Annotated in this window: 14 protein-coding genes; 8 read left to right on the forward strand and 6 right to left on the reverse strand. The window is 38.8% G+C overall.

The features are described 5' to 3' along the window. Window positions 1-2 precede the first annotated feature (2 nt). The 6 genes from QV04_RS11900 to cysK all read left to right on the forward strand — a co-directional run bounded on the left by QV04_RS11900 (window position 3) and on the right by cysK (window position 8,481). Window positions 3-431: a citrate/2-methylcitrate synthase gene (locus QV04_RS11900; protein WP_234702172.1), complete on the forward strand. Its 429-nt coding sequence runs from the start codon at window positions 3-5 to the stop codon at window positions 429-431. Beyond that, window positions 422-1,117, forward strand: coding sequence for a citrate/2-methylcitrate synthase (locus tag QV04_RS11905; protein WP_234702173.1), 696 nt, complete (start codon window positions 422-424; stop codon window positions 1,115-1,117). The genes QV04_RS11900 and QV04_RS11905 overlap by 10 nt, the downstream gene beginning before the upstream one ends. A gap of 143 nt (window positions 1,118-1,260) precedes the next feature. Then, window positions 1,261-3,855, forward strand: coding sequence for a Fe/S-dependent 2-methylisocitrate dehydratase AcnD (gene acnD, locus QV04_RS00060; protein ID WP_065230914.1), 2,595 nt, complete (start codon window positions 1,261-1,263; stop codon window positions 3,853-3,855). Between the two features lie 51 nt (window positions 3,856-3,906). After that, window positions 3,907-5,082 carry a 2-methylaconitate cis-trans isomerase PrpF gene (gene prpF / locus QV04_RS00065; RefSeq protein WP_039133189.1) on the forward strand — a complete coding sequence of 392 codons (1,176 nt, stop codon included), beginning with the start codon at window positions 3,907-3,909 and terminating at the stop codon, window positions 5,080-5,082. 277 nt (window positions 5,083-5,359) lie between these two features. Continuing rightward, complete coding sequence (acs, locus tag QV04_RS00070; RefSeq protein ID WP_065230915.1) at window positions 5,360-7,324, forward strand: acetate--CoA ligase; 1,965 nt, start codon at window positions 5,360-5,362, stop codon at window positions 7,322-7,324. A gap of 206 nt (window positions 7,325-7,530) precedes the next feature. Next, window positions 7,531-8,481: a cysteine synthase A gene (cysK, locus tag QV04_RS00075; protein WP_065230916.1), complete on the forward strand. Its 951-nt coding sequence runs from the start codon at window positions 7,531-7,533 to the stop codon at window positions 8,479-8,481. A gap of 71 nt (window positions 8,482-8,552) precedes the next feature. Here the strand turns inward: cysK and QV04_RS00080 are convergent, their stop codons facing one another. Both QV04_RS00080 and QV04_RS00085 read right to left on the reverse strand, forming a co-directional pair. Further along, window positions 8,553-9,014, reverse strand: a complete 462-nt coding sequence (locus QV04_RS00080; protein WP_013745341.1) for an NUDIX hydrolase — start codon at window positions 9,012-9,014, stop codon at window positions 8,553-8,555. A 2-nt stretch (window positions 9,015-9,016) separates the two neighbouring features. Beyond that, complete coding sequence (locus tag QV04_RS00085; protein ID WP_065230917.1) at window positions 9,017-9,688, reverse strand: pseudouridine synthase; 672 nt, start codon at window positions 9,686-9,688, stop codon at window positions 9,017-9,019. A 163-nt stretch (window positions 9,689-9,851) separates the two neighbouring features. Between QV04_RS00085 and icd the strand changes: the two genes are divergently transcribed. Then, window positions 9,852-11,105: an NADP-dependent isocitrate dehydrogenase gene (gene icd / locus QV04_RS00090; protein WP_065230918.1), complete on the forward strand. Its 1,254-nt coding sequence runs from the start codon at window positions 9,852-9,854 to the stop codon at window positions 11,103-11,105. A 97-nt stretch (window positions 11,106-11,202) separates the two neighbouring features. Here icd and cysZ read toward each other — a convergent pair whose 3' ends face one another. Together cysZ and QV04_RS00100 are read right to left on the reverse strand one after the other, a co-directional pair. Then, a complete protein-coding gene (gene cysZ, locus QV04_RS00095) occupies window positions 11,203-11,949 on the reverse strand; it encodes a sulfate transporter CysZ (protein ID WP_231924152.1) in 747 nt (248 codons plus the stop codon). 13 nt (window positions 11,950-11,962) lie between these two features. Beyond that, entirely contained in the window at window positions 11,963-12,805 is an 843-nt protein-coding gene (locus QV04_RS00100; RefSeq protein ID WP_065230920.1) for a patatin-like phospholipase family protein, read from the reverse strand. Window positions 12,806-12,964: 159 nt separating this feature from the next. On the opposite strand from QV04_RS00100, the gene zipA reads away from it, so the two are divergent. Then, window positions 12,965-14,047, forward strand: a complete 1,083-nt coding sequence (gene zipA / locus QV04_RS00105) for a cell division protein ZipA (protein WP_065230921.1) — start codon at window positions 12,965-12,967, stop codon at window positions 14,045-14,047. Window positions 14,048-14,131: 84 nt separating this feature from the next. Here zipA and arcA read toward each other — a convergent pair whose 3' ends face one another. Then, on the reverse strand, window positions 14,132-14,845 hold the full coding sequence (arcA, locus tag QV04_RS00110; protein WP_039085918.1) for a two-component system response regulator ArcA: 714 nt from the start codon (window positions 14,843-14,845) through the stop codon (window positions 14,132-14,134). 202 nt (window positions 14,846-15,047) lie between these two features. After that, entirely contained in the window at window positions 15,048-16,637 is a 1,590-nt protein-coding gene (gene prfC / locus QV04_RS00115) for a peptide chain release factor 3 (RefSeq protein ID WP_065230922.1), read from the reverse strand. Between the last annotated feature and the right edge of the window lie 41 nt (window positions 16,638-16,678).

Below are 16,678 nucleotides of genomic sequence, written 5' to 3' on the forward strand. Positions count from 1 at the left end.
AAATGAGTGGTTTAGCGGGCATTACCGCAGGAAGTTCTGCAATCTGTACATGTGGATTAGGAAATGGTTTGAATTATCGTGGATATGCGATACAGGATCTGGCATTAAAAGCGGATTTTGAAGAAGTCGCTTATCTTCTTTTAGTTGGCGAATTACCTAATCAGAAACAATTAAATGACTTTAGAAGAAAAATTATTGCTGCAAGAGAGTTACCGATTGCAGTTAAGAATGTACTTAAGTCAATTCCGGCTTCTTCCCATCCAATGGATGTTATGCGAACAGCAACCTCTGCATTGGGGTGTGTTGAACCGGAAAAAGAGGATTTTTCAGATCAATTACCGAAAGCGATTCGCTTATTAGGTGCGCTCCCTTCTTTTCTTATCTTATCTATTGGCATCACTGGCATAAGCACGGTAAGGAGATCGATCTGATTTCCGAGCAAACTACAATGGCAGGTTATATCTTAGAAAGATTAAAAGTGAAAAAACCGTTAGATATTGAAGTTAAAGCAATGAATGCAATGTTAACGCTTTATGCTGAACACGAATTCAATGCCTCTACCTTTGCCAACAGAATTGCGGCTTCTACTTTATCCGATATTTATTCCTGCATCACTGCTGGTATTGCTGCCTTAAAAGGACGCTTACACGGTGGTGCTAATGAAGTTGCGGTTAAATTTGTATTGCAATTTGATAGCGTGGAACAAGCGTTAAAATCCGTTGACGAACTCTTTGCCAGAAAAGAAAAAATTATGGGATTCGGTCATCGCGTTTATCGTGATTTGGATCCAAGATCACCGGTCGGGTTTGAGTTGGCTTCAGAATTGAAAGAGTTGGAAACGTCTGATCCGAAATTATTTGATATTGCTAAAGCGATTCGTGACAAAGTAAAAGCGGAAAAAGGTTTACCGGATAATATCGATTTCTTTGGTGGTTTAATTTATCACTATATGGAAATTGAACGTTTATATTATACGCCGTTATTTATTATGTCTCGTGCCGCAGGTTGGGCTGCACACGCATTTGAACAAAGAGCAAATAATAAAATTATTCGACCTAATTCTGAATATACCGGCCCGGCACCAAGAGCATTTATTCCTTTATCAGAAAGAGAATAAAGCTAAAATTAAGTTAGCAGTTTTGCTAACTTAATTTATCGTGATTTGTGGTACAGGGTAATAATGACATTACCCTGAAAAGTCCGATTAAAAATAGAATGATCCGCTGTGAACAATAATGAAAGCAATCTGTGGAGATCACGATGAACAATAAAAAATATCTCAAAGATTTACCGGATATGCCCGGTGTTAAATATTATGATATTAAATCGGCGATAGAAGATATTTCCCCTCATTCATTTTCTAAATTAAATTATACTTCAAGAGTGTTGGCAGAAAATTTATTAAGAAAATGTCCTGAAGAAGATTTAAAAGATTCTCTGATTCAATTAATAGAAAAAAGAACGGATAAAGATTTTCCTTGGTATCCATCTCGTGTGATTTGTCACGATATTTTAGGCTTAACCGCATTTGTTGATTTGGCTGGATTGCGTGAAGCAGTGGCAGAAAAGGGTGGCGATGCTAAAAAAGTCAATCCGGTCGTGCCGACACAACTTATAGTTGACCATTCTCTTGCGGTCGAATGTGGCGGATATGATCCGGATGCCTTTAGAAAAAATCGTGAAATTGAAGATAGACGCAATGCGGACAGATTTCATTTCATTAACTGGGTAAAACAAGCCTTTAATAATGTGGATGTGATTCCGCCGGGCAACGGCATTATGCATCAAATTAATTTGGAAAAAATGTCGCCGGTGATTCATTTAAATGACGGCATTGCTTCTCCTGATACTTTGGTCGGAACAGACTCACATACACCGCACGTTGATGCGTTAGGGGTTATTGCCGTTGGCGTGGGCGGTTTGGAAGCAGAAAATGTGATGTTGGGAAACCCTTCTTATATGAGAGTGCCGGAAATTATTGGTGTTGAAATTACCGGCACCCGTGCTGCCGGTATTACTGCCACCGATATTGCGTTATCACTCACTTCATTTTTAAGACAAAATAATGTGATTTCTGCTTATTTGGAATTTTATGGCTCAGGCATTAAATATTTAAATTTAGGTGATCGGGCGACTATTGCCAATATGACACCTGAATATGGTGCAAGTGCCGGCATTTTTGCCATTGATGAACAGACGCTCACCTATTTAAGAACAACCGGCAGAGAAGAAAAGCAAGTCAAATTGGTAGAAGCCTATGCCAAAGCGAATGGGTTATGGACGGATAGTTTAAGTGACGCCACTTATGCACGAACCTTAAAATTTGATTTAAGTTCAGTGGTAAGAAGTTTGGCAGGGCCGTCAAAACCGCATAAATTAGTGCCGACAACCACCTTAAAAGCAGAAGGCATTGCCAAACCATTATCGCAACAGGATGACAAACTTCCGGATGGCGCTATTTTAATTGCCGCCATTACCTCCTGCACCAACACGTCCAATCCACGCAATATTATTGCCGCCGCATTGGTCGCGAAAAAGGCGAATCAGCTTGGTTTGAAACGGAAACCGTGGGTGAAATCCTCATTAGCACCGGGTTCAAGAGTGATTGAGGTTTATCTAAAAGCCGCCGGATTATTGCCGGAATTGGAAAAGTTAGGCTTCGGTATTGTCGGCTTTGCTTGCACGACCTGTAATGGAATGTCCGGTGCACTCGATCCGAAAATTCAACAAGAAGTGCTTGAACGTAATATCTATTCTACGGCGGTGTTATCCGGCAATAGAAATTTTGACGGTAGAATTCATCCTTATGTTAAAGAGGCATTTTTGGCATCACCGGCATTAGTTGTGGCTTATGCGCTAGCAGGAACGATTCGATTTGATATTGAAAATGATGAATTAGGTAAGGATGCGGCTGGAAACAGCATTAAATTAGCGGATTTATGGCCTACGGACGAAGAGATCGATGCGATTGAGAAAAAATACGTTAGACCGGAAATGTACAATGATGTTTATATTCCAATGTTTATTAAAGATAACGGTAACAGAAAAGATATGAGCCTGTTTTATGCTTGGAATAAACAATCCACCTATATTCAGAAACCGCCGTATTGGCAAGCGGAATATATGCAAATGCCGGCATTGAAAGGAATGAGAGCATTGGGGGTTTTCCCGGATAATATTACAACCGATCATTTGTCGCCATCGAATGCAATTTTGCCGACTTCCGCATCGGGCGAATATTGCTTAAAAATGGGATTGCCGGTAGCGGATTTGAATTCATATGCCACTCACCGTGGCGATCACAATACCGCATTGCGGGCAACTTTAGCTAACCCGAAATTGTTTAATGAAATGGTCAAAAATGCAGATGGCAGTGTTAAACAGGGATCGCTCACTAAAATTATGCCTGAAGGCAAAGAATCCAGAATGTGGGAAGCGATAGAACATTATATGGCGAAAAAACAGCCTTTAATTATCATTGCCGGCATCAATTATGGACAGGGCAGTTCACGTGACTGGGCAGCAAAAGGGGTGAGATTGGCTGGTGTTGAAGTGGTGATTGCCGAATCAATAGAGCGGATTCACCGCACGAATTTAGTTGGAATGGGGGTATTACCATTGCAATTTAAAGCCGGTGACTCTCGCCATACTTATGCTATTGATGGTAGTGAACTGTTTGATATTGAAGGTGAAATCTCGCCAAGATGCGATTTAACTGTCGTGATGACAAGAAGTAATGGCGAAGTGGTTAAATTCCCTGTTTTATGTAGATTGGATACATCGACTGAAGTTGAGGTGTATAAAAACGGTGGCATTTTGCAGAAATTTGCGAAAGATGTTGTCAATGCACAATAAATAGTAATCCGAAAACAATAAATAAACTATTTTGTTTTAAGGTGGAAATCTATGAGTGAGTATAAACCGCAAATTAAAATCAGAGCGACCTATATGCGTGGTGGCACTTCAAAAGGTACATTTATCAATATAGCGGATCTGCCCGAAGAGGTACGGCAAGATCCTAAAAAACGGGATAAATTGGTACAACGAATTGTAGGTAGTCCAGATCTCTATAAACAACAAATAGATGGAATGGGGGGCGCAACTTCTTCTACATCTAAGGTTGTGTTGGTTGGAAAAAGCACAGTTGCTAACCACGATGTCGATTACTATTTTTGTCAAGTCGCTATTGATAAAGATGTTGTTGATATGAGTGGTAATTGTGGCAATTTGTCCAGTGCAGTAGGGGCTTTTGCCATTAAAGAAGGTTTGGTGGAGAATGTTCCGGAAAATGGAGTTTGTTGCGTAAGAATTTGGCAGGCTAATATCAAGAAAACGATTTTTTGCTATGTCAGAATGGTTAATGGTGTAGTGAAAGAAATCGGAGATTATTATATTGACGGAGTTGCTTTTCCTGCAGAAGAGATTGTGCTGGAATTTGCTGAACCGGTCGATCCGAATGAGGCGTTATTCCCAACCGGCAATTTGGTTGATACCTTAGAGGTGCCGGAAATCGGTACGCTTCAAGCGACGTTAATCACTGCCGGCATTCCGACCGTTTTTGTCAATGCTGATGAAATCGGTTATACAGGAACGGAATTGCAGAGTGATATTAATGGTGATCAAGCGGCATTAGATCGATTTGAACGCATTAGAATTGCCGTCGCTTTGAAAATGGGCTTGATTGCCAATGAGAAAGAGGCTGAATCCAAACAGCATACGCCTAAAATTGCCTTTGTCGCACCGGCAAAAGATTTTATTACTTCAAGCGGTAAAGAGGTAAAAGCGGATAGCATTGATCTGCTTGTGCGAGCGTTATCTATGCAAAAATTGCATCACGCAATGATGGGAACAGCTTCTGTTGCAATTGGTGTTGCTGCTTGCATTCCTGGAACTTTGGTTAATCTGGCAGCTGGTGGGGGTGAGAAAAAAAGCGTTACTTTCGGACATCCATCAGGTGCTTTAAAAGTAGGAGCAATCATTGAAAATCAAAATGGTAAGCCAGTTGTGAAAAGTGCAATATTAAGTCGTAGTGCTAGAATTCTGATGGAAGGATATGTGTTTGTGCCGGCAGACACTTTCTGAATCTTTTAAAGCCGATAAAGCCGAGTGTTTATGCTCGGCTTCCAATATAAATCTAATTATCAATCATATTTGGGTTAATATTTGAACTCATTTCTTACTTATTTTTGTAAATTTTCTCATTCTAACAAAAATTTTTTCAAAAATGTGATCTATGTATCAAACATTTTATTAACTTTAAATTGCTTATTTTTTAACTTTTGTATAACTTAAAAGTTTCATTGGCGATTCGTAATGTGGTGCATCGCTTGCTTATCCATCAATAGAGGAGAAGAACCCTATGCAACAATTAGATTCAATTTTAAAAGAAGATCGAGTTTTTCCACCAAGTGATGAATTTCGACAACAAGCGAATATCGGCAATGATGAACAGTACCGACAATTATGGAAATTTGCAGATGAAGATTACCTACATTATTGGGCAGATTTGGCTAGAGAATTAATTAGTTGGAAAAAACCGTTTATGACTATTTTTGATGGCAGTAATGCACCGTTTTATAAATGGTTTATTGATGGCAAACTTAATGCCTCATATAACTGCTTGGATCGTCATCTTCCAGATAAAGGCAATAAAGTTGCTCTTATTTTTGAATCAGATTTCGGTCAGGTCAATACTTACACCTATAAACAACTACATAACCGTGTTTGTCGGTTTGCTAATGCACTGCGTGAACAAGGAGTGAAAAAAGGTGACCGTATTGTGATTTATATGCCAATGTTAGCAGAGGCTGTGATTGCAATGCAGGCGTGTGCCCGAATCGGTGCTATCCATTCCGTTGTTTTCGGAGGATTTTCAGCAAGTGCTTTGCGTGATCGTATTGAAGATGCTCAGGCTAAAATGGTGATTACAGCTAATGGAGGCTTACGTGGTGGAAAAATTATCCCATTAAAAGAAACGGTAGATAGTGCGCTTGAAATGGGATGTGATTCAATTGAAAAAGTAATCGTCTATTATCGTTTAAATATCGATACTCCGTGGCAAGAGGGGCGCGATCTTTGGTGGCACGAACTTTCTAAAGATCAACCGGATTTTTGTGAACCGGAGTGGATGGATGCGGAAGAACCACTTTTTATTCTTTATACTTCTGGCTCAACCGGAAAACCAAAAGGCATTGTTCATAGCACTGCCGGTTATTTATTAGGCGCACTTAACAGCTTCCGTAATATTTTTGATAACAAACCGGAAGATGTGTACTGGTGTAGTGCTGATGTGGGCTGGATTACCGGTCACTCCTATGTTTGTTACGGGCCTTTGGCAAATGGTGCAACGCAAGTGATTTATGAAGGTGTACCGAGTTATCCGGATGCAGGTCGTATTTGGCGTATTATTCAGCGTCATAAAGTAAATGTTTTCTACACTTCTCCAACCTTAATTCGTTCATTGACACGTTTCGGTGATCATATCCCTAAGAAATATGATCTCTCCTCACTGCGTTTATTAGGTAGTGTTGGTGAACCGATTAACCCATCGGCTTGGATGTGGTTTTATCAGGTTATTGGTAAGGAGAGATGTCCTATTGTGGATACTTGGTGGCAAACGGAAACAGGTTCAATTATGTTATCGCCTTTACCGGGAGTTACTGCGTTGAAACCAGGTTCTTGTACATTACCGCAACCGGGTATTATGGCAGATGTCGTTGATGAAGAGGGCAATAAAGTTACGAATGGTAATGGCGGTATGTTAGTGATTAAACGTCCGTTCCCGTCAATGTTACGTACTATTTGGAATGACGATGAACGTTATAAGAAAACTTATTTTCCTGAAGAGTTGGGTGGCAAATACTATGTTGCCGGTGACTCCGCGCACCGTGATGAAGATGGTTATTTCTGGATTTTAGGACGAACGGATGATGTATTGAATGTTTCTGGTCATCGTTTAGGCACAATGGAAATTGAATCAGCATTAGTAGCGAATGAAAAAGTTGCCGAAGCAGCGGTAGTCGGCAAGCCGGATGAAATCAAAGGTGAATCGATAGTAGCGTTTGTAGTGCTTAATCAAGCTTTCATTGATGATGATGAAGCAAAACAAGTGGCAGAAGAGTTGAAACAGTGGGTATCTCAAGAAATCGGTAAAATAGCACGACCTGAAGATATTCGCTTTGCTGACAACTTGCCAAAAACTCGTTCCGGCAAGATTATGCGCCGTCTATTGCGTTCTATTGCGAAAAATGAAGTGATTACCCAAGATGTTTCTACTTTAGAAAATCCACAAATTATTGGACAGCTACAACGGCAAATTCTGTAATATTTAACGATATAACGCCCTGATTATTCAGGGCTTTTTTGTGTAAGCAACAAATTTTTATGAGCATTAAACAGCAGATATTATAACAAAAGTCATCAATATTCTTTTTAGTTATAAAATATAGCCAATAACCATTATTCATATGTGTCAGTTAAGAGTAATCTAAGTCTATTCAAATAGATAAAACAGATTATTTAGGAGCAATTATGACTATTTATGCAGACAATTCATTAAGTATCGGGCATACACCGTTAGTGCGTTTACAACACTTTGGTCAAAATGGAAATTTAGTAGTAAAAGTAGAAGGTAGAAATCCAAGTTTTAGTGTGAAATGCCGTATCGGTGCCAATATGGTTTGGCAGGCGGAAAAAGATGGCATTCTCACCAAAGATAAAGAAATTATTGATGCAACCAGCGGTAATACCGGTATTGCTCTTGCTTATGTGGCAGCGGCAAGAGGCTACAAAATTACTATCACAATGCCAGAAACAATGAGTAATGAACGCAAAAAATTGCTTAAAAGTTTAGGTGTAAACCTTGTATTGACTGAAGGCACAAAAGGAATGAAAGGGGCGATAGCTAAAGCGGAAGAAATTTTGAATTCTGATCCTAATCGCTATGTAATGCTAAAACAATTTGAAAATCCAGCTAATCCTGCAATTCATCGTCAGACTACAGGTCCTGAAATTTGGAACGATAGTGAAGGTAAAATTGATGTTTTAGTTGCTGGCGTGGGAACAGGCGGTACAATTACCGGTATTTCTCAATACATCAAATTAGATCAAAAGAAAAATATTATATCCGTAGCAGTTGAGCCGGAAGAATCGCCGGTGATTACGCAATATCTTGCAGGTGAAGAATTAAAGCCAGGCCCACATAAAATCCAAGGTATCGGCGCCGGCTTTATTCCCAAAAATCTTGATTTATCCTTAATTGACCGTGTGGAAAAAGTGGATAGCGATACCGCAATTAAAACTGCACGTAAATTATTAGAAAAAGAGGGCTTATTGGTCGGTATCTCTTCCGGTGCAGCAGTGGCAGCGGCTGATCGTTTAGCGAAGTTACCGGAATTTAAAGATAAATTAATTGTGGCGATTTTGCCTTCTGCCGCAGAACGTTATTTAAGCACACCGCTTTTCGCAGATATTGAAATTTAATTAATCATAAACTAACCATTCAGACCGCTTTAATAGCGGTCTTTTTTGTTGTTGTAATGCGCACGAACGGATTAAGCAAAATTAAAACTTTGTAGAACCGATAATGGAAAACGTTTTCCGGCAAGATAATCCTGTAAAGCCTGCCAAACCAACGGATTACGAGCGGCATTCCCGGGCTGTTGAATATAATGCTGAAATTCATCAATTGTTAGCCATAATGCCCCACTGATGTCGCTGTCGTGCGGTTGCGTTTCTAGGCATTGCTCCAGTTCGACAATAAAAACAAAACGGAAATAATCTTTCCCGGAACGAGGCGCGTGCCACTGATAAACTCCTAATAATTGTTGCATTTCGGCAGTAATACCGGTTTCTTCAAATAACTCACGTTTTGCCCCTTCTAATAAAGTTTCATTCTCCTCAAGATGACCGGCGGGCTGATTGAGTGTCATCTTGCCATATTCAAACTCTTCAACAAATAAAAACTTATCCTGACAATGCACAACGCAAGCCATTGTAATACGTGGATTTAACATAGTTACTCCTTCATTTTAAGTTTTAAACGAGTCAATAATTGTTCTATTTCGTTTGAATTTAATGAATAACTGCAGCCAAGTTGCAGTTGGGGAAAATCGAAAAGATTCAAACCTGCGGTTGCTATGCGGATTAGGCGTAAAGTTGGGTAACCGATATGGGCGGTCATTCTCCGAACTTGACGATTTCTACCCTCGTGAATAGCGATCTCTAACCAGCTGGTCGGGATTGTTTTTCGCTCTCTAATTGGTGGATCGCGTTGCCATAAATTTTGCGGTGGCGGAATGAATTTGACTAGCGCCGGCAGTGTTTTGCCGTCTTTCAAGATAACGCCTTGCCGTAACGCTTCAAGATCTTGCTCAGATGGAACGCCCTCCACTTGAACCCAATACGTTTTTTTTGATTTAAATGCCGGTGTGGTTAATCGATGTTGAATTTCGCCACAGTTAGTTAATAACAGTAAACCTTCGCTATCACGATCCAAACGTCCGCAAGGATAGATATCAGGAGTATGAATAAAATTTTTTAATGTCTTGCGCCCTTGTTCATCAGTGAATTGTGTCAATACGTCGTATGGTTTATTAAAAAGCACCACTTTTATTTGTTCTAACTGCAATTTTGGCTTTTCAGTGCGCCGATAACCTGTTTTTTTATGATGGGGATAAAATTTTTTCATAATAGTTTTTAAAAAAATGTTAAAAATGTGATGTAGTTAACTTGTCTATTATGCAGTTTATTTTATACTAAAAGCCGTTTTCTGTATTACTGATTGCATTTACTTTTGCAAAGGGCAAAGACAATCAGCGATTTTTTTTTTTTCTAACTGAAAAGGGCAAATTATGCAAACTCATATCCAAAAACCAACTCAAGGCGAAAAAATTCAACTCAATGCAAATGGTCAATTAACTGTTCCGGATCAACCGATTATTCCTTTTATCGAGGGGGATGGTATTGGGGTTGATGTTACGCCGGCGATGAAAAAAGTGATTGATGCCGCTGTTGAGAAGGCTTACGGCGGTAAACGTAAAATTCAGTGGATGGAAATTTATGCCGGTGGTAAGGCAAATCAATTATATGGTGGTGACACTTGGTTGCCGGATGAAACCGTTGCGGCAATTCGTGAATATCACGTTGCAATTAAAGGGCCTTTGATGACACCAGTTGGTGGCGGTATTCGTTCTTTGAATGTGGCGATGCGTCAAGGTTTGGATCTTTATAACTGCTTGCGTCCTATTCGTTATTATGATGGCACGCCAAGTCCGGTTAAACATCCTGAATTGGTTGATATGGTGATTTTCCGTGAAAACTCTGAAGATATTTATGCCGGAATTGAGTGGGTTGCCGGTTCAGCAGAAGCTAATAAGGTGATTGAGTTTTTACAAAAAGAGATGGGCGTGAAGAAAATTCGTTTCCCTGAAGATTGCGGAATTGGGGTTAAACCGGTTTCAAAACAGGGTACACAACGTTTAGTACGTGCTGCATTGCAGTATGTGATTGATAATAATCGTGATTCTTTAACTATTGTACATAAAGGTAATATTATGAAATTTACCGAAGGTGCATTTAAAGAATGGGGTTACCAAGTGGCGGCGGAATTCGGGGCAACTTTAATTGATAAAGGCCCGTGGATGAAATTGACCAATCCGAAAACCGGCAAAGAAATTGTGATTAAAGATTGTATTGCGGATGCTTTCTTGCAGGAAGTTCTTCTTCATCCGACAGAATATGATGTCATTGCAACATTAAACTTGAATGGTGACTATATTTCTGATGCGTTAGCGGCTCAAGTGGGCGGTATCGGTATTGCGCCGGGAGCAAATATCGGTACAGAAGCAGCGATTTTTGAAGCAACCCACGGTACTGCGCCGAAAATTGCCGGTAAAAATATCGGTAATCCGGGCTCATTGATTTTAAGTGGTGAAATGATGCTTCGTCATTTAGGCTGGTTTGAAGCTGCAGATTTGGTGGTGAATGCAGTTTCTAAAACGATTGCCAATAAGACCGTAACAGCAGATTTTGCAGATATGTTGGAAGGTGCAACTTTGCGTTCTACCGATGGCTTTGCTGATGATATTATTGTCAATATGGCATAAGCACTTCGCTAAATTTATATAGTTTGAAAAAAAGTCTTGTTTTTACTAAATGAAAGCAAGACTTTTTGTTTTGGTAAATTTTTTGATTGTGATTTGATTACTGATTGAGCTGTTTGTATTTATCCACCCAAAGCGCAGTTGCACCACAAACCGCAACAGGCATTACGATGAAATTTAATAATGGAATAAATGTGCAGACGGCAACTAAACTACCGAAAGTTACGTTTAATACACGATGCTGTGCTAATTGTTGCTGCATTTGTAAAAAAGCTATTTTATGGTTATCAAACGGATAGTCACAATATTGAATAGCAAGCATCCAAGCGGTGAACAAGAAAAATAGCACAGGAACAATAGTTTGTCCGAAAGCCGGAATAAAACCAAGAATAAAGAGCAAAATAAAACGAGGCAAGCTGTACCATAATTTTTGCCATTCACGTTTCATCATTCGAGGTAAATCTTTGATGAAATCTATAATACCATCGTTATTTCCTCCTTGTTTGGTCAGTAACATTTCTACTTTTTCCGCAAGCAATCCGTTAAATGGTGCAGCAATAAACCCAGCTAATGTTGTAAAAATAAAATAGTAGACTAACAGGATCGTTATGACGGCTAAAGCGGTAATAATATATTTTAGCCAATCCAACCACGCCGGTATAAAAGAGAGCATCCAACTGGTTAAATCACCAATTTGGTTCATTAATAACCAGAAGACAAAACTGAGTAATAAAATATTGAGCAGAATAGGTATAATAACGAAGCGTTTTAACCCTTTTTGGCGAATTAAATGCCAGCCTATTACAAAATAGTGCCATCCTTGTTTGATTTCTGAGTAATTCACGATATTTTCCTTATTTTTAATGTGATAAGTAATGTTTTAAGCCTGTTAATGCTTGATGAGCATCGGCTACGCCTAAATCATACATTGCTTGAATTTTGATAGGATCTTTCTCAATTCGTTTAATTGACAGTGTTTTTGAAGGTCTAAAAACAAAAATTTCACCTTTATTATCCGCTGTAATAACTTGTTCAATGCTTTGATTATAATTAAGATAACGTTGTGCCAAGCTAGTGACTAAATTTGGATATTTCGCATAAAATAATTTAAATAATAATGGATTAACCGCTTTTTTACGATAGCCTAATGGTCGAGTAAGGATAACAATAATTTTGTCATATCCTAATTGTTGGCATTTTTTTAACGGTATACTGTCAGCAATTCCACCATCTAAATAGCGTTTTCCATCAATTTCCACTATTTTAGAAACAAAAGGCATTGCAGAAGTGGCTCGTAAAACCTCCATTTGATCAAAAATATGCGATAGTTTGATATATTCAGCTTGACCAGTATCAATATTTGTTAATGTGGCATAGAAATCAATTCCGGAGTCAATGAATGCTTGCTCATCAAAACGATCGATATTAATTGGCAAATCATAAAAAGCAAAATCTTTGTTTATGATATTGCCGGTGGTGATGAGGCTGTGTAACCCCATATAACGTTTATCATTTACATATTTTAAGTTGTAACGTAAGGCACGACCTTTCTGTTTTGATGGATAATTTACACCAAATAAAACGCCAGCTGATACACCAACAATGCCATCCACGTGAATATCTTGTTCTAAAAAAACATCTAGAATACCAGCGGTATATAATCCTCGCATTGCTCCGCCTTCTAATACCAGACCTACTTTCATTTTCTCCTCTCCTATTTTACGGATTTTTGATCTTAGCGATAACTTTACAGAATGTCTATGTAGGTTTTTGCAAACAAGAAGGAAAAAATATGGTAAGCTAATAGGCGTTTACGCTACAATAATCAACGTTTTAGCCATAAATAAATTGGGTGAGTTACAATGGATTTACAGCAAATTTTAATTCTGCTTGGAGTGCTTGCATTAGGTGTTCTAATCGGGCACGGAGTTTGGTCTAGCCGTCGTGAAAAAGCGCAGTTTGTAAAATCTGCCCAGCAATTTGAGCGTCAGCATCGTCCCCCACAATCACCACAACAAGCACAAGCTTCGGTTTATGGTCAAGATGTACAAACATCTCATAACGCTTATTCCCCAAATGCAGCCCCAGTAACTCGGCAATCTCAGCAAACAAATTATGGAATGGTGAAAGAGCCGATGCAACAATCGGTTGATACAGTTCAGCCTATGACTCAACCTTCTCCGTATCAAACCCAATTACCGTTGGATGAACAGGAAACTATAACATCGAATTATGAAGAAAGAACAGCAAGAAGTGTTGAAAGTATTAAAATTACTTTGCCTAATTCAACGACATCAAATCATCTCAATAATACTGAAACTGTAAAAATGAATGCATCTGTGCAGAATACAGTTTCTTATGAAGCACCAAAAGAAACAGTGTCCGAGTCGATTTCTCAAGTGGAAGTGAGAGCGGCATATCAACAACAGCAGGAAAATGCTGTGCAGGCAGAGCCGAATCAACCTCAGCAACGAGTTGTTACTGAAGAGCAGAGCAGTGTAATTGCAAATGAACCACCTCAGAAAAAACCTGATTTTATTATGTTGTATGTGGTTGCACCAGAAAATCGTCAATTTTATGGTGTCCACATTCAGGAGATTTTAGATGAACTTGGTTTTATTTTTGGTGAATATAATATTTATCATCGCCATTTAGATGTGAACAGCGTGAAAAGTAAAGTTATTTTCAGTGTGGCAAATATGGTACAGCCAGGAACATTTGACCCTAATAATATGGAGAATTTTTCTACTATTGGCTTAACATTATTTATGCGGTTACCGTCACCAGCGAACGATATTGTAAACTTTAAAATGTTATGTAGAGCAGCGGAAACGCTAGCGGAAAAATTGAATGGTTTTGTGTTAAATGATAAACGTGAACTTTTTGATGATAACAGCCGTGATTACTACTTGCAGATATTAGGTTCACCTGATAATTCTCAATAGTAAAGTATTAGAAACATTGGATATAAAAATAGCACCTTATATGGGGTGCTATTTTTTGCTGGTTTGTTCATTAAGGTTTTGTAATTAAACAGGCTCTAAATCTCCGCAGAAGCGATAGCCTTCACCGTGGATAGTCGCAATAATTTCTGGTGTATCCGGATGTTCTTCAAAATGCTTACGAATACGGCGAATTGTGACATCAACAGTTCTGTCATTAGGCTTCAAATCACGTCCGGTCATTTTTTTCAATAAATCATCTCGAGTTTGAATTTTTCCAGGATTTTCACAGAAGTGGAGCATTGCACGGAATTCACTGCGTGGCAGTTTCTGTGCTACCCCCTCAGGATTAATCAAGGTACGGCTATTGATATCTAATGTCCAACCGTTAAATTGATATTTTTCAATATGCTTTTGGTTATTAGCGTTTTTATCCTGCATTGTGCGTTGTAACAAATTACGAGTGCGGATTGTTAACTCTCTTGGATTAAAGGGTTTTGTGATGTAATCATCTGCACCAATTTCTAAACCAAGAATACGATCTACTTCATTGTCACGACCAGTCAAAAACATTAATGCGATATTGTTTTGTTCACGCAATTCACGTGCTAGTAATAAACCATTTTTACCCGGAAGATTGATATCCATAATGACTAAGTTTATTTTTTGTGCAGAAAGTTGTTGGTTCATCTGAGCACCATCAACAGCTTCAAAAACCCGATAGCCTTCTGCTTCAAAAATATTTTTAAGCGTGTTACGCGTCACCGCTTCATCTTCGACAATCAGAATTTTAGGTGTCATAGCTATATCCTTAAAAATCAAATTTAATAAATTATTCATCAAATCAAAAATTGCCCAATATTTTAACGATACGAACACATTGCGACAATAATAAATGTTAAATTTGTTACATTATAGGGAAATTTTATGATCTAAGTCAGAAGATTGAACAATAATTTTTCCTTAGTATTTCAAAAGAGAAATACTAAGGAAGAAAGGGAAATTAATGTTCTCTTGTTTTAAAGAAAACAACATCTGGATAACGTTCTTGAGTAAGATTTAAATTCACCATTGTTGGTGCAATATAGGTTAAGTTATCGCCACCATCTAAGGCTAAATGTTGCTCATTTTTGCGTTTAAACTCTTCAAATTTTTTATTATCTGAACATTCTACCCACCGGGCAGTTGCTACATTGACCGTTTCATAAATAGCCTCTACGTTATATTCCGTTTTTAATCGTGCTACCACTACGTCAAATTGCAAAATACCCACAGCACCCACGATTAAATCATTGTTAATCAATGGGCGAAAAACCTGAACAGCTCCTTCTTCGGAAAGTTGAACCAGTCCTTTCAGTAGCTGTTTCTGTTTTAGCGGATCTTTCAAACGAATACGGCGGAACAACTCTGGCGCAAAGTTTGGAATACCGGTAAACTTCAATTCTTCGCCTTGGGTAAAGGTGTCACCGATTTGGATTGTTCCGTGATTATGTAAGCCAATGATGTCACCGGCGTAACTTTCTTCCACGTGGCTGCGATCACCAGCCATAAAGGTTAAGGCATCAGCGATGACGACATCTTTTCCAATGCGGATATGGCGGAGTTTCATTCCTTTTTCATATTTACCGGAAACAATTCGTAAAAAGGCGACACGGTCGCGGTGTTTTGGATCCATATTGGCTTGAATTTTGAATACAAAGCCGGAAAAGTTTTCTTCAGTGGCCTCCACAGTACGTACATCAGTTTGGCGAGGTTGTGGGGCAGGAGCCCATTGTGTTAACCCATCTAGCATATGATCTACCCCAAAATTACCAAGCGCAGTTCCGAAAAAAACCGGTGTTAATTCGCCTTTAAGGAAAGCATCCAAATCAAATTCGTTGCTTGCCCCTTGGATCAATTCCAATTCATCGCGCAATTGTTGTGCTAAATCATCACCGACGGCTTGATCCAATTCTGGATTATTTAGTCCCTTGATAATACGAACTTCCTGAATAGTGTGTCCTTGCCCGGTTTGGTATAAATAGGTTTCATCTTTATAAAGATGATATACCCCTTTGAACAATTTACCACAACCAATTGGCCAAGTGATTGGGGCACAATTAATTTTTAGAACGTTTTCCACTTCATCCAATAATTCCATCGGATCACGAATATCTCGGTCGAGTTTATTCATAAATGTAAGAATCGGTGTATCTCGTAAGCGAGTGACTTCCATTAATTTGATGGTACGTTCCTCAACCCCTTTAGCGGCATCGATAACCATCAAACAGCTATCGACAGCGGTTAATGTACGGTAAGTATCTTCCGAGAAGTCTTCGTGCCCCGGTGTATCCAATAAATTCACCAAACAGTCATTATATGGAAACTGCATTACGGAGGTGGTAATGGAAATTCCACGTTGTTTTTCCATTTCCATCCAGTCGGATTTTGCGTGTTGATTAGAACCTCGACCTTTTACCGTACCAGCGGTTTTGATGGCTTGCCCATAAAGTAAAACTTTTTCTGTGATTGTGGTTTTCCCAGCATCTGGGTGAGAAATAATCGCAAAGGTTCTGCGTTTATTGACTTCTTCTAAGAATGTTTGATTTGTCATAAAGTAAATATGTTGTTGAAATAAAAGAGCTATTCAAAAAA

The organism is Gallibacterium genomosp. 1, assembly GCF_001678575.1.
Lineage (GTDB): Bacteria > Pseudomonadota > Gammaproteobacteria > Enterobacterales > Pasteurellaceae > Gallibacterium.

Coding starts and splice junctions, on each gene's coding strand:
- QV04_RS11900 (WP_234702172.1), top strand. CDS start 3: ATGAGTGGTTTAGCGGGCATTACCGCAGGAAGTTCTGCAATCTGTACA.
- QV04_RS00085 (WP_065230917.1), bottom strand. CDS start 9,688: ATGAAAAAATTTTATCCCCATCATAAAAAAACAGGTTATCGGCGCACT.
- arcA (WP_039085918.1), bottom strand. CDS start 14,845: ATGACACCTAAAATTCTGATTGTCGAAGATGAAGCGGTGACGCGTAAC.
- acnD (WP_065230914.1), top strand. CDS start 1,261: ATGAACAATAAAAAATATCTCAAAGATTTACCGGATATGCCCGGTGTT.
- QV04_RS00080 (WP_013745341.1), bottom strand. CDS start 9,014: ATGTTAAATCCACGTATTACAATGGCTTGCGTTGTGCATTGTCAGGAT.
- prpF (WP_039133189.1), top strand. CDS start 3,907: ATGAGTGAGTATAAACCGCAAATTAAAATCAGAGCGACCTATATGCGT.
- cysK (WP_065230916.1), top strand. CDS start 7,531: ATGACTATTTATGCAGACAATTCATTAAGTATCGGGCATACACCGTTA.
- prfC (WP_065230922.1), bottom strand. CDS start 16,637: ATGACAAATCAAACATTCTTAGAAGAAGTCAATAAACGCAGAACCTTT.
- zipA (WP_065230921.1), top strand. CDS start 12,965: ATGGATTTACAGCAAATTTTAATTCTGCTTGGAGTGCTTGCATTAGGT.
- QV04_RS00100 (WP_065230920.1), bottom strand. CDS start 12,805: ATGAAAGTAGGTCTGGTATTAGAAGGCGGAGCAATGCGAGGATTATAT.
- acs (WP_065230915.1), top strand. CDS start 5,360: ATGCAACAATTAGATTCAATTTTAAAAGAAGATCGAGTTTTTCCACCA.
- icd (WP_065230918.1), top strand. CDS start 9,852: ATGCAAACTCATATCCAAAAACCAACTCAAGGCGAAAAAATTCAACTC.